A 21,861-nucleotide genomic window follows, 5' to 3' on the forward strand; every position below is an offset into this window, starting at 1 on the left:
CGAACATGTGTTCGAACCAACGGCAGTGACAGACGACGGCGACGACAGCCAACGGCGACGGTCCGGGCCTCCGGACAGCAGGGGAAGCAGTGACCGAACAGCTCATCATCCGCGGCGCGCGGGAGCACAACCTCAAGGACGTCTCGCTCGACCTGCCCCGTGACTCCCTGATCGTGTTCACCGGCCTGTCCGGCTCGGGCAAGTCCTCGCTGGCGTTCGACACGATCTTCGCCGAGGGCCAGCGCCGGTACGTCGAGTCGCTCTCGGCGTACGCACGGCAGTTCCTCGGGCAGATGGACAAGCCCGACGTCGACTTCATCGAGGGCCTGAGCCCGGCCGTCTCGATCGACCAGAAGTCGACCTCCAAGAACCCCCGCTCGACCGTCGGCACGATCACCGAGGTCTACGACTACCTCCGGCTGCTCTACGCGCGCGCCGGCCGCCCGCACTGCCCCGTCTGCGGCGCCCCGATCGAGCGGCAGACGCCGCAGCAGATCGTCGACCGGGTGATGCAGCTGCCCGAGGGCACCCGCTTCCAGGTGCTCGCCCCGGTGATCCGCGGCCGCAAGGGCGAGTACGTCGAGCTGTTCCGCAGCCTCCAGTCCCAGGGCTTCAGCCGCGCCCGGGTCAACGGCGAGACCTACCAGCTGTCCGAGCCGCCCAAGCTCGACAAGCAGAAGAAGCACACGATCGAGGTGGTCGTCGACCGGCTGTCCGCCAAGGCGTCCTCGAAGCGCCGGCTGACCGACTCCGTGGAGACGGCGCTGAGCCTGGCCTCCGGGCTGGTGATCTTCGACCTCGTCGACGCCGACACCAAGGACCCTCACGGCGAGCTCAAGTTCTCCGAGCGGATGGCCTGCCCCAACGAGCACGACATCGAGACCGACGAGCTCGAGCCCCGCTCGTTCTCCTTCAACTCCCCGTTCGGCGCCTGTCCGGACTGCCACGGCCTCGGCACCCGCATGGAGGTCGACCCCGACCTGGTGGTCTCCGACCCGGACGCGACGCTCGGTGAGGGCGTGATCCAGCCCTGGTCGGGTGCCCACGTGGCCGACTACTTCACCCGGCTGCTGGGGGCGCTCGGTGACGAGCTCGGCTTCGACCTGGACACTCCGTGGTCGAAGCTGTCGAAGAAGGCTCAGGCCGCGATCCTCGAGGGACACCCCACCAAGGTGCACGTGCGGCACACCAACCGCTACGGGCGGGTGCGCTCCTACTACACGAACTTCGAGGGTGTCCGTCCCTACATCGAGCGACGGCACCGCGAGGCCGAGTCCGACACGAGCCGCGAGCGGTTCGAGGGCTTCATGCGCGAGGTCCCGTGCCCGGCCTGTCACGGGAGCCGGCTGAAGCCGGTGTCGATGGCCGTGACGATCGGTGACCGCAACATCGCCGAGGTCTGTGCCCTGCCGATCAACGAGGCCGCCGAGTTCCTCGGCGACCTGGAGCTGTCCGCGCGCGAGCGACAGATCGCCGAGCGGGTCCTCAAGGAGATCCAGGAGCGGCTGCGGTTCCTGCTCGACGTCGGGCTCGACTACCTGTCGCTCGACCGGCCCTCGGCGACCCTCTCGGGTGGCGAGGCCCAGCGGATCCGGCTCGCGACCCAGATCGGCGCCGGCCTGGTGGGCGTGCTCTACGTGCTCGACGAGCCCAGCATCGGCCTCCACCAGCGCGACAACCACCGGCTCATCGAGACCCTCGTGCGGCTCAAGGACCTCGGCAACACGCTGATCGTGGTCGAGCACGACGAGGACACGATCCGCACCGCCGACTGGGTGGTCGACATCGGCCCAGGTGCCGGGGAGCACGGCGGCCAGGTCGTCCACTCCGGCTCGGTCAAGCAGCTGCTGAAGCACCCCGACTCCGAGACCGGCATGTACCTCTCCGGACGCAAGTCGATCCCGCTCCCCGACGTACGCCGTCCGCGCACGAAGGGCCGCGAGCTCGTCGTGAAGGGGGCGAAGGAGAACAACCTCAAGGACATCGACGTCGCCTTCCCGCTGGGCCTGTTCGTCGCGGTGACCGGGGTGTCCGGCTCCGGCAAGTCGACGCTGGTCAACGACATCCTCTACACGTCGCTGGCCAAGCAGATCTACAACTCCCGCACGGTGCCCGGACGGCACACGCGGATCACCGGCACCGAGCACGTCGACAAGGTCATCCACGTCGACCAGTCGCCGATCGGACGCACTCCGAGGAGCAACCCGGCGACCTACACCGGAGTCTTCGACCACGTGCGCAAGCTGTTCGCCTCGACCCCCGAGGCCAAGATGCGCGGCTACCTGCAGGGCCGCTTCTCCTTCAACGTCAAGGGCGGCCGCTGCGAGGCGTGCGCCGGCGACGGCACCATCAAGATCGAGATGAACTTCCTGCCCGACGTCTACGTGCCGTGCGAGGTCTGCCACGGCGCGCGCTACAACCGCGAGACGCTCGAGGTGCACTACAAGGGCAAGACGATCGCCGACGTCCTGGACATGCCGATCGAGGAGGCGGTCGAGTTCTTCGCGGCCATCCCCGCGATCGCGCGCCACCTCAAGACGCTGGTCGAGGTCGGCCTCGGCTACGTGCGACTCGGCCAGCCGGCCACGACGCTGTCCGGGGGCGAGGCGCAGCGGGTGAAGCTCGCCTCCGAGCTCCAGAAGCGCTCGACCGGCCGCACGGTCTACGTGCTGGACGAGCCGACGACCGGCCTGCACTTCGAGGACATCCGCAAGCTGCTGCTCGTGCTCGGCCGGCTCGTCGACCAGGGCAACACCGTGCTGGTGATCGAGCACAACCTCGACGTGATCAAGACCGCCGACTGGATCGTCGACATGGGTCCGGCGGGCGGCAACCGGGGCGGCACCGTGGTCGCCGAGGGCACGCCCGAGCAGGTCGCGGCGGTCCCGGAGAGCTTCACCGGTGAGTTCCTGAAGCCGCTGCTGGCCTGAGCCAGGCGCTCAAAGGAAAATCTAAGATTCAACTACTACGCTCGCCCACCTCACCGCCGTGTTGACGTCGACGAAGGGTGCCGAGTCCGTGACCCAGTACGAACCAAGCCGCAGGAACCTCATCGGGGGGCTGGCTGCCGCAGGGGTCGCCGTACCGCTGCTCGCCGCCTGCGGGAGCAGCGGCGGAGACGACGCGACCGGCTCGACCGCGGGCGACCCGAGCGCCTCGACCGGCCCGGGTGCCTCCGGAGGTGCGACGTCGGGCGGCGGCGGGATCCCGACCTCGGAGATCCCCGTCGGTGGTGGCAAGATCTTCGCGAACCAGAGGATCGTCGTCACGCAGCCGACGGCGGGGGAGTTCAAGGCGTTCTCCGCGATCTGCACCCACCAGGGCTGCACGGTGTCGCGGATCTCCGGCGGCACCATCGACTGCGCGTGCCACGGGAGCCAGTTCTCGATCGAGGACGGCTCGGTGAAGGGTGGGCCTGCGCCGAAGGCGCTGCCGTCGAAGAACGTCACGGTCACCGGCAACAGCCTCACCGTCAGCTGATCCTGGCCCGGGCTGTCCCCAGCCGCCCGTAGGGTTGGTCCGTGGCAGATCCGTCGACCTACCGGCCGGAGCCCGGGTCGATCCCGACCCGGCCCGGGGTCTACCGGTTCCGCGACAAGGACGGCCGTGTCGTCTACGTCGGCAAGGCGAAGAGCCTCAGAGCGCGACTGTCGTCGTACTTCCAGGACATCGCCAACCTGCACCCGCGCACGGCGACGATGGTCACGACCGCCGCGAGCGTCGAGTGGACGGTCGTCGCCACCGAGGTGGAGGCGCTCCAGCTGGAGTACTCCTGGATCAAGGAGTTCGACCCGCGGTTCAACGTCAAGTACCGCGACGACAAGTCCTATCCCTGGCTCGCGGTGACCCTCGACGAGGAGTTCCCGCGGGTGATGGTGGGCCGCGGCGCCAAGAAGAAGGGCGTGAAGTACTTCGGCCCCTACTCCCACGCCTGGGCGATCCGCGAGACCGTCGACCTGCTGCTCCGGGTGTTCCCGATGAGGTCGTGCAGCAACGGCGTGTTCAAGCGCTCCTCCCAGATCGGCAGGCCCTGCCTCCTGGGCTACATCGACAAGTGCGCGGCCCCCTGCGTCGGGCGGATCGACGCCGAGGAGCACCGCCGGATCGCCGAGGACTTCTGCGACTTCATGGGCGGGCGCACTGATGCGTTCGTGCGCCGCGTCGAGCGCGAGATGTACACCGCGTCCAAGGCGCAGGAGTACGAACGCGCAGCACGGCTGCGCGACGACCTGGGCGCGCTCAACAAGGCGCTGGAGAAGCAGGCCGTCGTCTTCGGTGACGGCACCGACGCCGACGTGATCGCGCTGGCGGAGGATCCCCTCGAGGTGGCGGTGCAGATCTTCCACGTCCGCTCCGGGCGGATCCGCGGTCAGCGCGGCTGGGTGGCCGATCGGGTCGAGGACCTCGACACTGCCGGACTCGTCGGCGAGTTCCTGCTGCAGCTGTACGCCGGTGAGGAGGGCGACTCGATCCCAAGGGAGATCCTGGTCCCGGCGATGCCCGAGGACGCGGACACCTTCGAGCAGCTGCTGTCCGAGGCCCGCGGCAGCCGGGTGCAGATCCGGGTCCCCAGGCGCGGGGACAAGCGAGCGCTGCAGCAGACCGTGGCGCAGAACGCCGGCCAGTCGCTCGTCCTCCACAAGACCCGGCGCGCCAGCGACCTGACCGCACGCAACCAGGCGCTCGAGGAGATCCAGCGGGCGCTCGACCTGCCCTCCGCACCGCTGCGGATCGAGTGCTACGACATCTCCAACCTCCAGGGCACCGAGGTCGTCGCGTCGATGGTCGTCTTCGAGGACGGCCTGGCGCGCAAGAGCGAGTACCGCCGCTTCCTGATCCGCGGCGTCGAGGGCCAGAACGACGTGGCGTCCATGCACGAGGTGATCTCCCGGCGCTTCCGCCGGCTGCTCGACGACCGGATCGAGCACGGCTCCCTCCAGGGAGGTGACCTCACCAGCGGCGAGATCGACCCCGACGACCGGGGTCCGATGCTGGTCGACCCCGACACCGGCAAGCCGCGGAAGTTCGCCTACGTGCCGGGCCTGGTCGTCGTCGACGGCGGCCCGCCACAGGTGGCCGCCGCTCAGCGTGCGCTCGACGAGCTCGGCATCGACGACGTGCCTGTCTGCGGGCTGGCCAAGCGGCTCGAGGAGGTGTGGCTGCCCGGAGAGCCCGACCCGGTGATCCTCGCCCGCACCAGCGAAGGGCTCTACCTGCTCCAGAGGATCCGCGACGAGGCGCACCGGTTCGCGATCACCCACCACCGGTCGCGGCGGTCGAAGTCGATGGTCGAGAGCGTGCTCGACGACGTCCCCGGCCTCGGCGAGGTCCGGCGCAAGACGCTGATCAAGCACTTCGGGTCTCTCAAGAAGCTCCGCGCGGCGACCGTCGACGAGATCGCCGAGGTGCCCGGGATCGGTCCGGCCACCGCCACGGCGATCGCGGAAGCGGTCGCGCCCGACGAGCAGCGCCGCAAGACTGTCAGCGTGAACACCGCGACCGGTGAGATCCAGGAAGGCTGACATGTCCGCAGAGGTGGAGACCGGCAACGACGACACCGGGGAGATGCCGGCCGTCGGTGCGTCCCCCGAGCTCGGCGAGCTCGTCGTCGTGACCGGCATGACCGGTGCCGGCAGGAGCACCGCGGCCAAGGAGCTCGAGGACCTCGGCTACTTCGTCGTCGACAACCTCCCGCCGGAGCTGGTGACCGAGGTGGTCCGGCTCGTCGACGAGCAGAAGGGTCGTGAGCAGCCGATCGCGGTCGTCGTCGACGTGCGTGGTGGCACCTCGTTCCACACGTTGCGCGAGCAGCTGGCCCAGCACCTGCCGACCCGGCGTACGTCCCTGTTGTTCCTCGAGGCCGACGACGACATCCTCGTACGCCGCCAGGAGGCCGCCCGCCGTCCGCACCCGCTGCAAGCCGGCGGCCGGCTGCTCGAGGGCATCGACCGCGAGCGCAGCGTGATGACGCAGCTGCGCGGCGACGCCGACGTGGTCATCGACACCACCCAGCTCAACCTCCACCAGCTCAAGGCCAAGGTCGCCAAGGCCTTCGGTGACCCGGGCACGACCGCGCTGAGGGTGACGGTGGTCAGCTTCGGCTTCAAGTACGGCGTACCGGTCGACGCCGACCTGCTCGCCGACATGCGCTTCCTTCCGAACCCGTTCTGGGTCGACGAGCTGCGTGCCTTCAGCGGGCAGGACCCGGACGTGGTCGCCTACGTCGTCGATCGTGCCGATGCGCAGACGTTCCTCGACCGCTACCTCCCGGTGATCGAGACCGTGGGGGAGGGCTATCTGCGGGAGGGCAAGCGGTTCATGACCGTCGCCATCGGCTGCACCGGCGGCAGGCACCGCAGCGTCGCGATGGCCGAGGAGATCGCGACCCGGCTGCGCGCCCTGGGCATGGACGCCACCGCGACGCACCGCGACCTGGGCCGCGAATGACCTCAGGAGTGTCCTGGTCCTCCGAGCCCGCCGTCGTCGCCCTGGGTGGCGGCCACGGCCTGGCGGCGTCACTGGCGGCGCTGCGGCGGCTGACCTCCGACCTGACCGCGGTCGTGACGGTCGCCGACAACGGCGGCTCCTCGGGGCGGCTGCGGGAGGAGTTCGGCGTGCTGCCGCCGGGCGACCTGCGGATGGCCCTGGCTGCGCTCTGCGGCGACGACCGCTGGGGGCAGACCTGGGCTCACGTGCTGCAGCACCGCTTCGACTCCGACGGCGACATGGACGGGCACTCCGTCGGCAACCTGCTCATCGTCGCGCTGTGGCAGCTGCTCGGCGACCACGTGTCCGGGCTCGACTGGGTCGGCAGCCTGCTCGGCGCCCGGGGTCGGGTGCTCCCGATGGCGGTGACCCCGATCGACATCATGGCGTCGGTGCGCGGCGCCGACCCGGCTGCGCCGGACGCGATCACCGTCGTGCGGGGACAGGTCGAGGTGGCGACGACACCCGGCGACGTGCTCGAGGTGAGCCTCGAGCCCGCCGACCCGACGGCCTGTCCCGAGGCGGTCCAGGCCCTCCGCGATGCCGACTGGGTCGTCCTCGGGCCCGGCTCGTGGTACTCCTCGGTCGTCCCGCACCTCCTGGTGCCCGGGCTGCGTCAAGCGCTGACCACGACGCCCGGTCGCGTGGTGGTCACCCTCAACCTCGAGTCCCAGCCGGGCGAGACGGACGGTTGGACACCACAGGACCACCTCGCGGTGCTGCACCGCACGGCACCCGACCTGCGGGTCGACACGGTGCTCGCCGATCCTGGTTCGGTCCCGGATGTCGCAGCCCTGGAGAAGACGACGGCCGAGCTCGGCGCGCGGCTGGTGCTCGCGGACGTGGCACTTCACGGCGTACAGGGTCAGCACGACCCCGAGAAACTTGCCCGAGCGTATGCGGACGTCACGGGAGCGAACTAAGGTGGCGCGCATGGCGATGACGGCACAGGTGAAGGCGGAACTGGCCAGCACGGCAGTGACCAAGACATGTTGCCGGAAGTCCGAGGTCTCCTCGATGCTGCGCTTCGCCGACTCGTTGCACCTCGTCAACGGCGGCATCGTCGTCGAGGCCGAGCTCGACACCGGGGCCGCCGCTCGTCGGCTGCGCAAGGACATCGCCGAGGTCTACGGCCACGACTCCGAGGTCGTCCTGCTGAAGGGCAACGGGCTGCGACGCGGCACCCACTACATCGTCCGGATCGCACGCGACGGCGAGTCACTGGCACGACAGACCGGTCTGATCGACCAGCGCAACCGTCCGGTGCGCGGACTGCCGCCGCAGGTGGTGTCGGGCTCGGGCTGCGACGCGGTCGCGGCCTGGCGCGGCGCCTTCCTCGCGCACGGGTCGCTCACCGAGCCCGGCCGGTCCAGCTCCCTCGAGGTCACCTGCCCCGGGCCCGAGGCAGCGCTCGCGCTGGTCGGCTCTGCTCGCCGTCTCGGCATCTCGGCGAAGGCGCGCGAGGTCCGTGGCGTCGACCGGGTCGTGATCCGTGACGGCGACGCCATCGGGCAGCTGCTCACCAGGCTCGGCGCGCACGAGTCGCTGCTCGCCTGGGAGGAGCGCCGGATGCGCCGCGAGGTGCGCGCCACCGCCAACCGGCTGGCGAACTTCGACGACGCCAACCTGCGCCGGTCGGCCCGCGCCGCGGTCGCCGCGGGCGCCCGCGTCGAGCGTGCGCTGGAGATCCTCGGGGAGGAGATCCCCGACCACCTGCAGCTCGCCGGCAGCCTGCGCCTCGAGCACAAGCAGGCCTCGCTCGAGGAGCTCGGTCAGCTGCACGAGCCGGTGCTCACCAAGGACGCGATCGCGGGCCGCATCCGGCGGCTGCTGGCCATGGCCGACAAGCGCGCCGAGGAGCTCGGCGTCCCTGACACGGAGTCGTCCCTGACGCCCGAGATGCTGGCCGAAGAAGCCTGATTCGGGACCATCGTCGGTTACTCGCACGTACGCCGGACTCCGCGTCGTCGTGTCGTCGGTCACGCGATAGGGTCGCAAGGACGGCTTTGTTAACGATCAAATTCAGGAGTGGATCGCAGTGACTGTCCGCGTGGGAATCAACGGCTTCGGCCGCATCGGGCGCAACTTCTTCCGGGCCGTGCGCGCCTCGGGCGCCGACATCGAGATCGTCGGCGTGAACGACCTCACCGACCCGAAGGCCCTGGCCAACCTCCTGAAGTTCGACTCCATCCTCGGTCGCCTCGACGCGGACGTCACCGCGACGGAGTCGTCGCTGCGTGTCGGTGACCAGGAGATCGCGGTCTCCGCCGAGCGCGACCCGGCGGCGCTGAAGTGGGCCGACCTCGGGGTCGACGTCGTCGTCGAGTCGACCGGCTTCTTCACCGACGCGACCAAGGCACGTGCGCACGTCGATGCCGGCGCCAAGAAGGTGATCATCTCCGCACCTGCGTCCAACGAGGACATCACGATCGTGATGGGCGTCAACCACGAGCTCTACGATCCCGCGTCGCACACCGTGATCTCGAACGCGTCCTGCACGACGAACTGTCTTGCGCCGATGGCGAAGGCCCTCAACGACGAGTTCGGCATCGTCAAGGGCCTGATGACCACGATCCACGCCTACACCGCCGACCAGAACCTCCAGGACAACATCCACAAGGACCCGCGCCGTGCGCGCGCCGCCGCCCTGAACATGGTGCCGACCTCGACCGGTGCCGCGAAGGCGATCGGCCTGGTGCTCCCCGAGCTGAAGGGCAAGCTCGACGGCTACGCGATGCGCGTGCCCGTGCCCACCGGCTCGGCGACGGACCTCACCTTCGAGGCCGGCCGCGAGACGACGGTCGCCGAGGTCAACGCGGCGATCGAGAAGGTCGCCGACGGCCGCTTCCTCAAGTACTCCACCGACCCGCTGGTGTCCACCGACATCGTCACCGACCCGGCCTCGTGCATCTTCGACGCACCGCTGACCAAGGTGATCGGCAACCAGGTCAAGGTGCTCGGCTGGTACGACAACGAGTGGGGCTACTCCAACCGCCTCGCGGACCTCATCCTGCACGTCGGCAAGACCCTCTGAGCGGCGTGGGGGACTACTCCACCCTGGGCGACGTCCAGGGCAAGCGGGTCCTGGTGCGCTCGGACCTCAACGTCCCGCTCGACGGCCAAGACGATGGGACACAGCGGATCACCGACGACGGCCGGATCCGGGCCAGCGTGCCCACGATCCGGCAGCTCCTCGACGCCGGTGCCCGCGTGGTCGTGATGGCGCACCTGGGCCGGCCGAAGGGATCGCCCGACACGGCGTACTCCCTGGCGCCGGTGGCGGCGCGACTCTCCGAGCTGCTCGGCCGGCCCGTGCAGTTCGCGACCGACACCGTCGGTGAGTCCGCTCGGGCGACCGTCGGCGCACTCGGCGACGGCGAGGTGGCCGTGCTCGAGAACGTTCGCTTCAACGCGGGCGAGACCAGCAAGGACGAGACGGAGCGCGGCGCCTTCGCCGACCAGCTCGCAGAGCTCGGCGACGCGTTCGTCAGCGACGGCTTCGGCGTCGTCCACCGCAAGCAGGCATCGGTGTACGACGTCGCCCAGCGGCTGCCGCACGCCATGGGCGGCCTGGTCGCGGCCGAGATCGACGTCCTGCGGCGGCTGACCGAGTCGCCCGAGCGGCCCTACGTGGTGGTGCTCGGTGGCTCGAAGGTCTCCGACAAGCTGGCAGTGATCGACAACCTGCTCGGCAAGGCGGACCGCCTGCTCATCGGAGGCGGGATGGTGTTCACCTTCCTCAAGGCACAGGGCCACGGCGTCGGCAAGAGCCTGCTCGAGGACGACCAGGTCGACAGCTGCAAGGACTACCTGCGGCGCGCGCAGGAGTCCGGCGTCGAGATCGTGCTGCCGACCGACATCGTCGTGGCCGGCGAGTTCAGTGCCGATGCGCAGCCGGTCGTGGTCGGTGCCGACGCGATCCCTGACGACATGATCGGCCTGGACATCGGGCCCGACTCCGGCGCGGCCTTCGCGGCCGCCATCCGGGCCGGGAAGACGGTCTTCTGGAACGGTCCGATGGGCGTCTTCGAGTTCCCCGCCTTCGCTGGGGGCACCCGGGCGGTCGCCCAGGCGCTGACCGAGGTCGACGGGCTGTCGGTCGTCGGTGGCGGCGACTCAGCCGCGGCCGTGCGCCAGCTGGGCTTCTCCGAGGACACCTTCGGGCACATCTCCACGGGCGGCGGCGCCAGCCTGGAATACCTCGAGGGCAAGACGCTCCCGGGGATCGACGTACTCAGCTGACGGCGAGGGAGAGGTCGGAAGCGACCCTCTCGACGGCGACCGTCCCGCACCACCCGACCGAAGGATCACGATGCCCAAGTCCACCCGCACGCCCCTCATGGCGGGCAACTGGAAGATGAACCTGAATCACCTCGAGGCCGTGCATCTCGTGCAGAAGCTGGCGCTCACGCTGGCCGACAAGAAGCACGACTACGCCCGGGTCGAGGTCGTCGTGGTGCCGCCGTACACCGACCTGCGCTCGGTGCAGACGCTCGTCGACGGCGACCGGCTGCAGATCAGGTACGGCGCGCAGGACGTCTCGGTGCACGACGACGGCGCCTACACCGGCGAGATCTCCGCGGCGATGCTGGCCAAGCTCGGCTGCAGCTACGTCGTGGTCGGTCACTCGGAGCGCCGCCAGTTCCACCAGGAGGACGACGCCCTGATCAGCGCGAAGGCGCACAAGGCACTGGCGGCGGGGATGACACCGATCGTCTGTGTCGGTGAGGCGCTGGACATCCGCAAGGAGGGCCGGCACGTCAGCCACTGCGTCGACCAGGTCCACGGCTCGCTGGCCGGGTTCACCGCCGAGCAGATCTCCGGGCTGGTGATCGCCTACGAGCCGGTGTGGGCCATCGGCACCGGCGAGGTCGCCACCCCGGCGGACGCCCAGGAGGTCTGCTCCGCGGTTCGCAACAGCATCGCCGACGTGTACGGCGCCGACGCCGCGGCAGGCGTACGGGTGCTCTACGGCGGTTCGGTGAAGGCCTCGAACGTCGCGGGCATCATGCAGGAGACGGACGTCGACGGCGCCCTGGTCGGCGGAGCGAGCCTGCAGGCGGAGGAGTTCGGCGGCATCTGCCGCTTCTACGACATGCCCGTCCTGTGACGGTGCCTTCTCCGTTTGACGAGCGCGTCAGTTAGGATTCCCGCCGTGATCACCGTTTTCGAGATCCTGCTCGTCATCAGCAGCCTGCTGATGATCCTGCTCGTGCTCTTGCACAAGGGCCGCGGAGGCGGCCTGTCCGACATGTTCGGTGGCGGGGTGTCCAGCGGTCTCGGTGGATCCTCGGTGGCCGAGCGCAACCTCGACCGGATCACGATCGGCATCGGGCTGGTCTGGTTCGCGTGCGTCATCGGTCTCGGGCTGCTGCTCAAGACCAGCAACTGACCCCTGAGTGCGGACTGAGAAGGAGATCTGGTGGCTGGCGGAGGAAATGCCATTCGTGGCAGCCGTGTGGGTGCGGGACCGATGGGCGAGGCGGAGCGCGGTGAGGCCGCCCCTCGTCAGAACGTCACGTACTTCTGCTCGCGGGAGCACCGCACGCTGATCGCGTTCGCGGTCGAGGCGCAGGTACCCGAGTCGTGGGACTGCCCGCGCTGCGGCCTGCCGGCGAGCCTGGACTCGGACAACCCCCCGCCGCCGACCAAGATCGAGCCCTACAAGACGCACCTGGCCTACGTGAAGGAGCGCCGCTCCGACGCCGAGGCCAAGGACATCCTCGACGAGGCGCTGCAGACCCTGCGCACCCGCCGCAAGAACGGCGAAGTCGTCTTCTAGGACGCCGAGCGGGCAGAAAAGCTGCGCAGGAGTACGCCGAGCGGGCTGAAAAGCTGCGCGGCAGGACGCCGAGCGGGCAGAAAAGCTGCCTGTGGATCGCGACGGCGCGAAGGGCGCCGTTTCGACGACCCTGTTGTCGTGCCCATCTCGGACTGGCTCACCGACGCGCAGCTGCTCGGAGCCGACTTCCCGTTGCCGCTAGACCAGCCTTTCACGACCCAGACGGCGTGCGACGCGGGTGTGAGCCGCAGTCTGCTGGCCGCGCTGGCCCGGCACGGGCTCGTTCGGCGCGTGCTCCACGGCGTGTACGCCGCCAGCCAGGCACCCGACTCGGTGCTGTTTCGTGCCACCGCACTGCAGCTGGTGATCCCCGACTGCGCGGTCGTGACCGACCGGACCGCCGCCTGGCTGCACGGCGTGCCGATCCTCGAGCGGGGTGCGCATCTCCAGGCTCCACCGATCAGCGTGTGCCAGACCGTCGACAGTCGAGTACGCCGGCCTGATGTGGATGGGCGCCGCCGCCAGCTGCTCGAGCGCGACGTGATGGAGCTGCACGGGATCCGGGTCACCACTCCGCTGCGGACCGGACTCGATCTCGGTCGCAGCCTGTGGAGGTTCGACGCGTTGGCCGCGATCGACGGTGTCCTGCGCATCGGCGTCGACCACGACGAGCTCCTCTCGGAGATCGAACGGTTTCGCGGACACCGCGGCGTGCGCCAGGTGCGCTGGATCGCGCCGCTCGGTGACGGTCGCGCCGAATCACCGGGCGAGTCGGCGCTGCGTCTGCACTGGTACGACGCCGGCCTGCCAAAGCCTGAGCCGCAGTTCCGGATCCTCGACGACTGGGGCAGCGAGCTGTACCGGCTCGACGTACCGGCGCCTGAGGTCAGGTACGCCGCGGAGTACGACGGCGAAGAGTTCCACTCGAGCGACGTCGACGTTGCTCACGACAAGGAGCGACGCGACTGGATCCGGAGGGAGCGTCACTGGTCGATCGACACCTTCCGCAAGGACGACGTGTACGGCCGTCGCACGGACATCACGCGACGGCTGCGGACCGGTTTCCTCGCAGCGAAGAAGTCCATGAGCGTCTGGGTCCCCTGAGCGTTTGTGCCCGCTCGCGCCTCCGGGGTGCTGCGTTTCTGCCCGCTCGCGGCTCCGCGGTGGTGCGTTTCTGCCCGCTCGGCGTGCTCAGAGGCTGCTTGCCGCGGCGAGGTCGAGGAACCAGGTCGTCTCGCCCGGAGGGTCGAGCGGCGCGGGGTTGATCCCGCGCGCCGGCGTCTCGTGGACGTCGCCGGTGTCGGCGAGCGCGCGGCGTACGGCTTCGGCCTTGCCCTCGCCGGTGACCAGGAACCACACGGCGCGGGTGCGGTTCAGTGCCGGGAAGGTCAGGCTCACCCGCTCGGGGGGCGGCTTGGGCGACCCGGTGACGGGAACGGCGACGCGGTCGTCGACGTCGAGCTGGGCGAAGCCGGGGAACAACGAGGCGACGTGCCCGTCCGGCCCCATCCCGAGCATGACCAGGTCGAACTCGCCGGCCCCGGCGCTTCGCAGCAGGTCGCCGTACGCCGCTGCCGCTGCCGCTGCGTCCTCGGCGTCGGCCGTCGAGGGCACCTCGTGCACCTGCGTCGCGCCCACCGGGTCGAGGAGCGCCCGACGTGCGTCCACGGCGTTCCGGTCGGTGCTGTCCGAAGCGACGAAGCGCTCGTCGCCCCACCAGAAGGCAACCCGCGTCCAGTCGACCTCGTGCTCCCGCGCCCGGAGCGCGATCTGGCGGTGGACCGCCTCCGCGATCGTGCCGCCGGTGAGGGCGACGTGCGGCTCCTCGCCGCGACCCTGTGCGGCCGCGATCCTCTGCAGGAACCGGTCGGCGACGACGGCGGCGACCTCGGTCGGGTCGCTGAGCACCTTCAGCTCGAGGGGCACGGCGTCTCTCAGGCCCCGTCGAGCTTCATCAGGCGGATCGTGGCGGCCTTGTAGATGTCGTCCTCGTCGAGCCGGCGGAGCTCCTCGGCGAGGAGGTCGGGCAGCTCACGCCGCTTGAGCGCGACCGGGCGGTCCGGCCGTCCCGGGGAGCTGAAGGTGGCGAGCTTGCCGTCGGACCGGTTGATCTTGATGGGGCCCTCCTTGGTGTCGAGCACCACCTCGGTGATGCCGGGCCCCCTGGAGGTGGCGCGGTCGACGGGGACGTGCAGCCGGTCACTGAGCCAGGCGCGGAGGAGATCGGCACTCGGGCTGATCCGCTCCGCCGTGACGGAGGCCCGGCGCACCTTGAGCGGCTGCTGGTCGAGCGCGGCGGCGAGCAGGGCGCGCCAGGGGGTGATCCGGGTCCAGGCCAGATCGGTGTTGCCCTTGGCGTAGTTCGAGCAGAACGTGTGGATGGCCCTGGTCTTGCCCGACGTGACCGCGGCGGCGTCGGTGATCCGGCGCTGGGCCAGGGAGCCGAGCGGGTCGGCGGCCGGATCGGCGGGCGGGTTCTCGGGCCACCAGATCGCCACCGGCGAGTCGGGAAGCAGCAACGGGAGTACGACGGACTCCGCGTGCTTGACCACCTCGCCCTTGAGCCGGATCAGCGCGGTCTCGCCGCTCCACGAGTCGCCGATGCCGACCTGCGCGTTGATGACGGCCTCGCCCCGGGCGTCGCGGGGGATGACCCCGAGGACGCGCGCGGGGTGCTCCCGGGAGGCCTTGCGGGCCGCCTCCATGGCGTCGTGGGCAGCGCCCTCGTCGACCACGACGATCAGGGTCATCACCATGCCCATCGCGGGGCTGCCGGCCTTCACGCGGGCCCGGACGAACTCGGCGGCGATCTCCGATGAGTTGGTGTCGGTGAGCTCGATCATGTCGGGGTCCCCTCGGAGGTGTGGGTCGGAGGAGCGCAGCGGGGGAGAGCCGCAGCTTCGTGGGGTGACATCAGGGTCTCCTCCAGCTGCGCCCGTCGCGCGCGAGCATCTCGTCGGCGGACCTGGGGCCCCAGGTGCCCGGGCCGTACGAGTCCGGCCTGCCCTTCTTCGCCCAGTGGGCCAGGATCGGGTCGAGGATCTTCCAGGACAGCTCGACCTCCTCGTGGCGCGGGAACAGCGGCGGGTCGCCGAGCAGGACGTCGAGGATCAGCCGCTCGTAGGCCTCCGGGGAGGACTCGGTGAACGAGCCGCCGTACGCGAAGTCCATGTTGACGTCGCGGATCTCCATCGCCGTGCCGGGCACTTTGGCGCCGAACCGGATCGTCATGCCCTCGTCGGGCTGCACCCTGATGACCAGGGTGTTCGGGGTGAGCTCCTCGGTCGCCGTGGCCGAGAACGGCAGGTGCGGCGCCCGCTTGAACACGACAGCGACCTCCGTCACGCGCCGGCCGAGCCGCTTGCCGGTGCGCAGGTAGAACGGCACCCCGGCCCACCGGCGGGTGTCGACGTTGAGCTTCACCGCGGCGAAGGTCTCGGTCGTCGAGTCCGGGTCGATGCCGTCCTCCTCGCAGAACCCGATCACCTTCTGGCCCCCGGCCCAGCCGGCGGCGTACTGTCCGCGCGCGGTCGACTGGTCGATCCGCCGCGGAAGCTCCACCGACGAGAGCACCTTGAGCTTCTCGATCCGCAGGCTCTCGGCGTCGAAGGAGACCGGCTCCTCCATCGCCACCAGCGCCATCAGCTGCATGAGGTGGTTCTGGATGACGTCGCGGGCGGCGCCGACGCCGTCGTAGTAGCCGGCCCGGCCGCCGATGCCGACGTCCTCGGCCATGGTGATCTGCACGTGGTCGACGTAGTTCGCGTTCCAGACCGGCTCGAAGAGGTTGTTGGCGAAGCGCATCGCCAGGATGTTCTGGACCGTCTCCTTGCCCAGGTAGTGGTCGATCCGGAAGATCGACCCGGAGTCGAAGACCTGGCCGAGGATGTCGTTGAGGCGGCGCGCCGACTCGAGGTCGTGACCGAAAGGCTTCTCGACCACGACCCGGCGCCACGAGCCTTCCTTCGGCTTGGCGAGTCCGTGCTCCTTGAGCTGGTCGGCGACGTCGCCGAAGAACGACGGCGGGATGGCCAGGTAGAAGGCGTGGTTGCCACCGGTGCCTCGGGCCTCGTCGAGCTCCTCGATCGTGCGGCGGAGCTGGTCGAAGGCCTGGTCGTCGTTGAAGTCGCCGGGGACGAACCGGAAGCCCTCGCTGAGCTGTCGCCACACCTCCTCGCGGAACTCCGTGCGCGCGTGCTCCTTCACCGACTCGTGCACGATCTGCGCGAAGTCCTGGTCGGCCCAGTCCCGGCGCGCGAAGCCGACCAGGCTGAAGCCCGGCGGCAGCAGGCCGCGGTTCGCCAGGTCGTAGATCGCCGGCATGATCTTCTTGCGCGAGAGGTCGCCGGTGACGCCGAACAGCACCATCCCGCAGGGCCCGGCGATTCGGGGCAGGCGGCGGTCCTCCGGGTCGCGCAGCGGGTTGATCGGGCCGTGCGGTCCAGGGTCGAGTAGCGGGCTCACCTTCGGTGCCTCCGGTAGTAGTCGATCAACGAACGCGTCGATGGGTCCTGCTCAGCCGCCGCGTCGGCGTCACCGGCGACGGCCGGCCCGACCTCGAGGGCGAGCTGCTTGCCGAGCTCGACGCCCCACTGGTCGAAGCTGTCGATGCCCCAGACGACGCCCTGGGTGAAGGTGATGTGCTCGTAGAGCGCGACCAGCTGGCCGAGCACCGACGGCGTGAGGGCGGGCGCCATGATCGACGTCGTCGGCCGGTTGCCGGTGAACACCCGCGCCGGTACGACGGCCTCCGCCGTGCCCTGCGCCCGGACCTCGTCGGCGGTCTTCCCGAATGCCAGCGCCCGGGTCTGGGCGAAGAAGTTGGCCAGGAACAGCTCGTGCACGTCCGTGCTCTGCCCGTCGTGCGTGTCGCGCAGCGGGTAGGCCGGGTTGGCGAACCCGATGAAGTCCGCCGGCACCAGCCGGGTGCCCTGGTGGATCAGCTGGTAGAACGCGTGCTGCCCGTTGGTGCCCGGCTCGCCCCAGAACACCTCACCCGTGTCCGTGGCGACCGCGGTGCCGTCCCAACGCACACCCTTGCCGTTGGACTCCATCGTGAGCTGCTGCAGATACGCCGGGAAGCGGTGCAGCAGCTGGGAGTAGGGCAGCACCGCATGGGTGCCGGCACCGAGGAAGTTCGTGTACCAGACGTTCAGCAGTCCCATCAGGACCGGCACGTTGCTCGCGGTCGGGGTGGTCCGGAAGTGCTCGTCCATCGCGTGCATCCCGGACAGGAGCTCCGCGAACCGCTCCGGCCCGATCGCCACCACCAGCGAGGTGCCGATGGCCGAGTCCAGCGAGTAGCGACCGCCGACCCAGTCCCAGAACCCGAAGGCGTTGTCCGGGTCGATGCCGAAGTCGGCGACCTTGTCGAGGGCCGTGGAGACCGCGACGAAGTGCTTGGCCACCGCGGCCTTCTGGTCGACCTCGGAGAGCCCCTCGAGGAGCCACGCCCGGCACAGCCGCGCGTTCGTGAGCGTCTCGAGGGTGCCGAAGGTCTTGCTGGAGACGATGAACAGTGTGGTGGCCGGGTCGAGGCCGGCCAGCGTGGTCGCGCAGTCCGTGGGGTCGATGTTGCTGATGAACCGGCACTCGAGGTGGTCGGCCACGTACGGCTTCAGCGCCTCGTACGCCATCACCGGTCCGAGGTCGGAGCCGCCGATGCCGATGTTCACCACGGTACGGATGGGCCTGCCGGTCGCGCCGGTCCACTCGCCCGAGCGCACGCGGTCGGCGAAGTCGTAGACCCGCTGGAGGACCTCGTGCACCTGCGCCACCACGTCGTGGCCGTCGACCTCGAGCACGGCGCCTGCGGGCAGCCGCAGCGCGGTGTGCAGCACCGGACGGTCCTCGGTGACGTTGATCCGCTCTCCGCGGAACATCGCGTCACGGCGGTCGGCCACACCCACGTCGTCCGCGAGCGCGACCAGCGTGGAGATCACGGCGTCGTCGAACAGGCCCTTGGAGAGGTCGACGTGCAGGTCCGCGGCCTCGAAGGAGAAGCGTTCGGCCCGTCCCGGGTCGGCGCCGAACCACCCGCGCAGGTCGGGCTCGAACCGCGCTGCCAGGTCCGTCAGCCCGGCCCAGGGCTCGGTGCTCGTCGCGTCGACAGGACCCGAGTCGGGTCCCGTCATGCCTGCGTCTGCTCCTGCGTCTGCTTCTGGGCCTGCTCCAGGCTCGCCTGCACGGTGTCGGTCAGCTCGTGCCAGGCGCCGACGAACTTCTCGATGCCCTCCCGGTTCAGTACGTCGATCACGTCGTCGTACTCGATGCCCGCGTCGGCCAGGGCCTGCATCGTGGCCTCGGCGTCGCCGTAGTTGGGGCGGACCTGGTCGCCGGCGATCTCGCCGTGGTCGGCGACCGCGTCGAGCGTCTTCTCGGGCATCGTGTTGACGGTGCCCTCGACGACGAGCTGGGTGACGTACATGGTGTCGTCGTAGTCGGGATTCTTCACACCGGTCGACGCCCACAGCGGCCGCTGACGACGGGCGCCGGCCGACTCGAGCGCCGCCCACCGGTCGGACGCGAAGTACTCCTCGTAGGCCTTGAACGCCAGCCGCGCGTTGGCGATCCCGGCCCGGCCGCGCAGCGCCGCGTCCGCACCGGAGGCCTCGAGACGCTTGTCGATCTCGGTGTCGACCCGGGAGACGAAGAACGAGGCCACCGAGTCGATCCGGGAGATGTCGTGGCCGTTGTCCCGCGCCTTCTCGATGCCGGAGATGAACGCCTCCATGACGCCCTGGTACTGGTCGAGCCCGAAGATCAGGGTGACGTTCACGTTGATGCCCGCGGCCAGCGCCTCGGTGATGGCCGGCAGCCCGGCGGGAGTCGCGGGGATCTTCACGAACAGGTTCGGGCGATCGACCGCGTCCCACAGGCGGTGGGCCTCGGCCGCCGTCGCCTCGGTGTCGTCGGAGAGCTCGGGGGAGACCTCGATCGAGACCCGGCCGTCGACGCCGCCGGTGGCCTCCCAGACCGGACGCATCACGTCGCACGCGTCGCGGACGTCGGTGGTGGTCAGCTCGAAGACCGTCCGGTCGATGTCGGCGCCGTCGGCGGCCAGGCTTCGGACCTGGTCGTCGTACCGCTCTCCCTCGGAGAGGGCGCTGGCGAAGATCGACGGGTTCGTCGTCACGCCCACCACGGAGGAGTTCTTGACCAGCTCGGCGAGGTTGCCGGTCTCCAGCCGCTCGCGCGACAGGTCGTCGAGCCAGATGGACACACCTGCCTCGGACAGCTTCTTCAGACGATCGGACATGGCTGACATCTCCCTTCGAGGTTGGCGTGCTCGACCGGCCGGGCAGTCGCGCTGACGTGGTGCCTTGTTCGGTTAGCGGGTGGTCGCCTCCAGGGCACGGAGGCTCTCCTCCGCCGCGAGGGTGACCGCCTCGGCGGTGATGTGGAACTGGCGGTAGATGGTGTCGTAGTCGGCGGAGGCGCCGAAGTGCTCGAGCGACACCATCCGCCCGGAGTCGCCCACGATGTCGCGCCAGCCCTGCGCGATGCCGGCCTCGACGCTGACGCGAGCACGGACGTTCGGCGGGATGACGGTGTCGCGGTAGGCCTGGTCCTGGCGATCGAACCACTCGCGGCACGGCATCGAGACGACGCGGGCCTTGATGCCCTTCTCCGCGAGCTGGTCGCGAGCGGTCACGGCCAGCTGGACCTCGGACCCGGTGCCGATGAGCACCACGTCGGGCAGGCCCTCGCTGTCGACGAGGACGTAGGCACCCCGCGCGACGTGGGCGGTCGTGGAGAAGCCCTGCTCGCCGCGCGGGTACGTCGGGACGTTCTGCCGGGTGAGGGCCAGACCCGCCGGCCGGTCGGTCTGCTCGAGGATCGCCTGCCAGGCCGCGACCGTCTCGTTCGCGTCCGCGGGGCGTACGACGTCCAGGCCCGGGATCGCCCGCAGCGCCGCGAGGTGCTCGACGGGCTGGTGGGTCGGACCGTCCTCACCGAGGCCGATCGAGTCGTGCGTCCAGACGTAGATCGTCGGGATCCCCATCAGCGCGGCGAGCCGGACGGCCGGACGCATGTAGTCGGAGAACACCAGGAAGGTGCCGCCGTACACGCGGGTACCGCCGTGCAGGGTGATCCCGTTCATGATCGAGCCCATCGCGTGCTCGCGGATGCCGAAGTGCAGGACGCGACCGTACTTGCTGCCGCTCCACGAGCTCGTCTGCCACTCCTCGGGAGTGAAGCTGGGCTGACCCTCGGGGGTCGTGTTGTTGGACTCGGCGAGGTCGGCGGAGCCGCCCCAAAGCTCCGGCAGGACCGGTGCGATCGCCTTGAGGACCGCACCGGACGCCTTGCGCGTGGCCACCCCCTTGGCATCGGCGGGGAACGACGGCAGCGCGTCGGTCCATCCGGCCGGGAGCGTGCGGGTGGTCATCCGGTCGAACAGCGCCTTCTGCTCGGGATGGGCGGTCGCCCAGCCGCCGAACTGCTCGTCCCAGGCGGCCTGCGCGATCTTGCCGCGATCGGCGAGGCCACGGGTGTGGTGGATGACCTCGTCGGAGACCTCGAAGGTCTTGTCAGGGTCGAACCCGAGGATCTTCTTGGTGGCCGCGATCTCGTCGTCGCCGAGTGCCGATCCGTGCGCAGCTCCGGTGTTCTGGGCGTCCGGCGCTGGCCACGCGATGATGGTGCGCAGCACGATCAGGCTCGGGCGGGCGGTCTCGGCCTCGGCGTGGTCGAGCGCGTCCCACAGTGCCGGGACGTCCTCGTGGTAGTTCTTCCCGTCGGTGTGGTCGCCGTCGTTGGTCCAGTCGACGGTCTGCACGTGCCAGCCGTAGGCCTCGTAGCGCTTGGCGACGTCCTCGGTGAACGCGATGTTCGTGTCGCCCTCGATGCTCACCCGGTTGTCGTCGTAGATCAGCGTCAGGTTCCCGAGCTGCTGGTGACCGGCGATGCTGGAGGCCTCTCCGCTGACACCTTCCTCGAGGTCGCCGTCGCTGCAGATCGCGTACACGTGGTGGTCGAACGGGCTCTCGCCGGCTGCGGCGTCCGGGTCGAACAGCCCCCGCTCACGGCGGGCCGCCATCGCCATGCCGACCGCGTTGCCGACGCCCTGGCCCAGGGGACCGGTCGTGGTTTCGACACCGGCGGTGTGGCCGTGCTCGGGGTGCCCGGGCGTCTTGCTGCCCCAGGTGCGCAGCGCCTTGAGGTCCTCGATCTCCAGGCCGAAGCCGCCGAGGTACAGCTCGGTGTAGAGCGTGATGGACGAGTGTCCGCAGGAGAGCACGAACCGGTCGCGGCCCGGCCAGGTCGGATCGGACGGGTTGTGCCGCATCCGCTTCTGGAACAGCAGGTACGCCGCGGGGGCCAGGCTCATCGCCGTGCCCGGGTGACCGTTGCCGACCTTCTGGACCGCGTCCATCGCCAGACACCGCGCGGTGTCCACCGCACGCTTGTCGAGATCTGTCCACTCCAACGGGGTGCGGGTGTCGCTCAAGGCAGCGCTTCCTCTCGGCCGATTTCCCTCGACCTCTGCTCGGGTCAGACGGCGGTTGCGGCCGGTTCGGCCACCGACACCGAGACTACTCAGGGACCGTTAGACTCAGCGAGCCAGTACCACCCGTGCGGTCCCTCAT

The 21,861-nt window shown here is 70.0% G+C and carries 18 protein-coding genes; 12 read left to right on the plus strand and 6 right to left on the minus strand.

The window, feature by feature from the left end; all coding sequences use genetic code 11:
- The first annotated feature begins 89 nt into the window (after positions 1–89).
- From uvrA to ACVW00_RS09415, 12 genes are all read left to right on the plus strand, one after another.
- Positions 90–2,930, plus strand: a complete 2,841-nt coding sequence (gene uvrA / locus ACVW00_RS09360; RefSeq protein ID WP_457110633.1) for an excinuclease ABC subunit UvrA — start codon at positions 90–92, stop codon at positions 2,928–2,930.
- 88 nt (positions 2,931–3,018) lie between these two features.
- Positions 3,019–3,480 (plus strand): Rieske 2Fe-2S domain-containing protein, encoded by a 462-nt coding sequence (locus ACVW00_RS09365; RefSeq protein ID WP_457110634.1) that lies wholly within the window; start codon positions 3,019–3,021, stop codon positions 3,478–3,480.
- 41 nt (positions 3,481–3,521) lie between these two features.
- On the plus strand, positions 3,522–5,522 hold the full coding sequence (gene uvrC, locus ACVW00_RS09370) for an excinuclease ABC subunit UvrC (RefSeq protein WP_457110635.1): 2,001 nt from the start codon (positions 3,522–3,524) through the stop codon (positions 5,520–5,522).
- A 43-nt stretch (positions 5,523–5,565) separates the two neighbouring features.
- Complete coding sequence (gene rapZ, locus ACVW00_RS09375; protein ID WP_457113091.1) at positions 5,566–6,447, plus strand: RNase adapter RapZ; 882 nt, start codon at positions 5,566–5,568, stop codon at positions 6,445–6,447.
- Positions 6,444–7,409 (plus strand): gluconeogenesis factor YvcK family protein, encoded by a 966-nt coding sequence (locus ACVW00_RS09380; protein ID WP_457110636.1) that lies wholly within the window; start codon positions 6,444–6,446, stop codon positions 7,407–7,409. Before rapZ ends, ACVW00_RS09380 begins: the two co-directional genes overlap by 4 nt.
- Positions 7,410–7,419: 10 nt before the next feature.
- Entirely contained in the window at positions 7,420–8,406 is a 987-nt protein-coding gene (whiA, locus tag ACVW00_RS09385) for a DNA-binding protein WhiA (protein ID WP_457110637.1), read from the plus strand.
- Between the two features lie 118 nt (positions 8,407–8,524).
- A complete protein-coding gene (gene gap, locus ACVW00_RS09390) occupies positions 8,525–9,520 on the plus strand; it encodes a type I glyceraldehyde-3-phosphate dehydrogenase (protein ID WP_457110638.1) in 996 nt (331 codons plus the stop codon).
- A gap of 5 nt (positions 9,521–9,525) precedes the next feature.
- The gene (locus tag ACVW00_RS09395; RefSeq protein ID WP_457110639.1) at positions 9,526–10,728 is read left to right on the plus strand and encodes a phosphoglycerate kinase; all 1,203 of its coding nucleotides are present in this window, start codon (positions 9,526–9,528) and stop codon (positions 10,726–10,728) included.
- A 70-nt stretch (positions 10,729–10,798) separates the two neighbouring features.
- Entirely contained in the window at positions 10,799–11,596 is a 798-nt protein-coding gene (tpiA, locus tag ACVW00_RS09400) for a triose-phosphate isomerase (RefSeq protein ID WP_457110640.1), read from the plus strand.
- A 45-nt stretch (positions 11,597–11,641) separates the two neighbouring features.
- Positions 11,642–11,878: a preprotein translocase subunit SecG gene (gene secG, locus ACVW00_RS09405; protein WP_123223641.1), complete on the plus strand. Its 237-nt coding sequence runs from the start codon at positions 11,642–11,644 to the stop codon at positions 11,876–11,878.
- A gap of 30 nt (positions 11,879–11,908) precedes the next feature.
- Positions 11,909–12,268 (plus strand): RNA polymerase-binding protein RbpA, encoded by a 360-nt coding sequence (locus ACVW00_RS09410; protein WP_457110641.1) that lies wholly within the window; start codon positions 11,909–11,911, stop codon positions 12,266–12,268.
- Positions 12,269–12,406: 138 nt separating this feature from the next.
- On the plus strand, positions 12,407–13,372 hold the full coding sequence (locus tag ACVW00_RS09415; protein WP_457110642.1) for a hypothetical protein: 966 nt from the start codon (positions 12,407–12,409) through the stop codon (positions 13,370–13,372).
- Between the two features lie 87 nt (positions 13,373–13,459).
- On the opposite strand, the gene pgl is transcribed toward ACVW00_RS09415, so the two are convergent.
- The 6 genes from pgl to tkt all read right to left on the minus strand — a co-directional run bounded on the left by pgl (position 13,460) and on the right by tkt (position 21,722).
- The gene (gene pgl / locus ACVW00_RS09420; RefSeq protein ID WP_457110643.1) at positions 13,460–14,194 is read right to left on the minus strand and encodes a 6-phosphogluconolactonase; all 735 of its coding nucleotides are present in this window, start codon (positions 14,192–14,194) and stop codon (positions 13,460–13,462) included.
- An 8-nt stretch (positions 14,195–14,202) separates the two neighbouring features.
- Positions 14,203–15,111: a glucose-6-phosphate dehydrogenase assembly protein OpcA gene (locus ACVW00_RS09425; protein WP_457110644.1), complete on the minus strand. Its 909-nt coding sequence runs from the start codon at positions 15,109–15,111 to the stop codon at positions 14,203–14,205.
- A gap of 70 nt (positions 15,112–15,181) precedes the next feature.
- On the minus strand, positions 15,182–16,732 hold the full coding sequence (gene zwf / locus ACVW00_RS09430) for a glucose-6-phosphate dehydrogenase (protein ID WP_457110645.1): 1,551 nt from the start codon (positions 16,730–16,732) through the stop codon (positions 15,182–15,184).
- On the minus strand, positions 16,729–18,402 hold the full coding sequence (gene pgi, locus ACVW00_RS09435; protein ID WP_457110646.1) for a glucose-6-phosphate isomerase: 1,674 nt from the start codon (positions 18,400–18,402) through the stop codon (positions 16,729–16,731). The genes zwf and pgi overlap by 4 nt, the downstream gene beginning before the upstream one ends.
- Complete coding sequence (gene tal / locus ACVW00_RS09440; protein ID WP_457110647.1) at positions 18,399–19,526, minus strand: transaldolase; 1,128 nt, start codon at positions 19,524–19,526, stop codon at positions 18,399–18,401. Before tal ends, pgi begins: the two co-directional genes overlap by 4 nt.
- A gap of 72 nt (positions 19,527–19,598) precedes the next feature.
- Complete coding sequence (gene tkt, locus ACVW00_RS09445) at positions 19,599–21,722, minus strand: transketolase (RefSeq protein ID WP_457110648.1); 2,124 nt, start codon at positions 21,720–21,722, stop codon at positions 19,599–19,601.
- Between the last annotated feature and the right edge of the window lie 139 nt (positions 21,723–21,861).

This window comes from Marmoricola sp. URHA0025 HA25 (genome assembly GCF_054059435.1).

Bases quoted from the DNA above. Each gene is read 5' to 3' on its own strand.
- rapZ (WP_457113091.1), top strand. From the start codon at position 5,566: ATGCCGGCCGTCGGTGCGTCCCCCGAGCTCGGCGAGCTCGTCGTCGTG.
- ACVW00_RS09380 (WP_457110636.1), top strand. From the start codon at position 6,444: ATGACCTCAGGAGTGTCCTGGTCCTCCGAGCCCGCCGTCGTCGCCCTG.
- whiA (WP_457110637.1), top strand. From the start codon at position 7,420: ATGGCGATGACGGCACAGGTGAAGGCGGAACTGGCCAGCACGGCAGTG.
- tpiA (WP_457110640.1), top strand. From the start codon at position 10,799: ATGCCCAAGTCCACCCGCACGCCCCTCATGGCGGGCAACTGGAAGATG.
- ACVW00_RS09425 (WP_457110644.1), bottom strand. From the start codon at position 15,111: ATGATCGAGCTCACCGACACCAACTCATCGGAGATCGCCGCCGAGTTC.
- pgi (WP_457110646.1), bottom strand. From the start codon at position 18,402: ATGACGGGACCCGACTCGGGTCCTGTCGACGCGACGAGCACCGAGCCC.
- tal (WP_457110647.1), bottom strand. From the start codon at position 19,526: ATGTCCGATCGTCTGAAGAAGCTGTCCGAGGCAGGTGTGTCCATCTGG.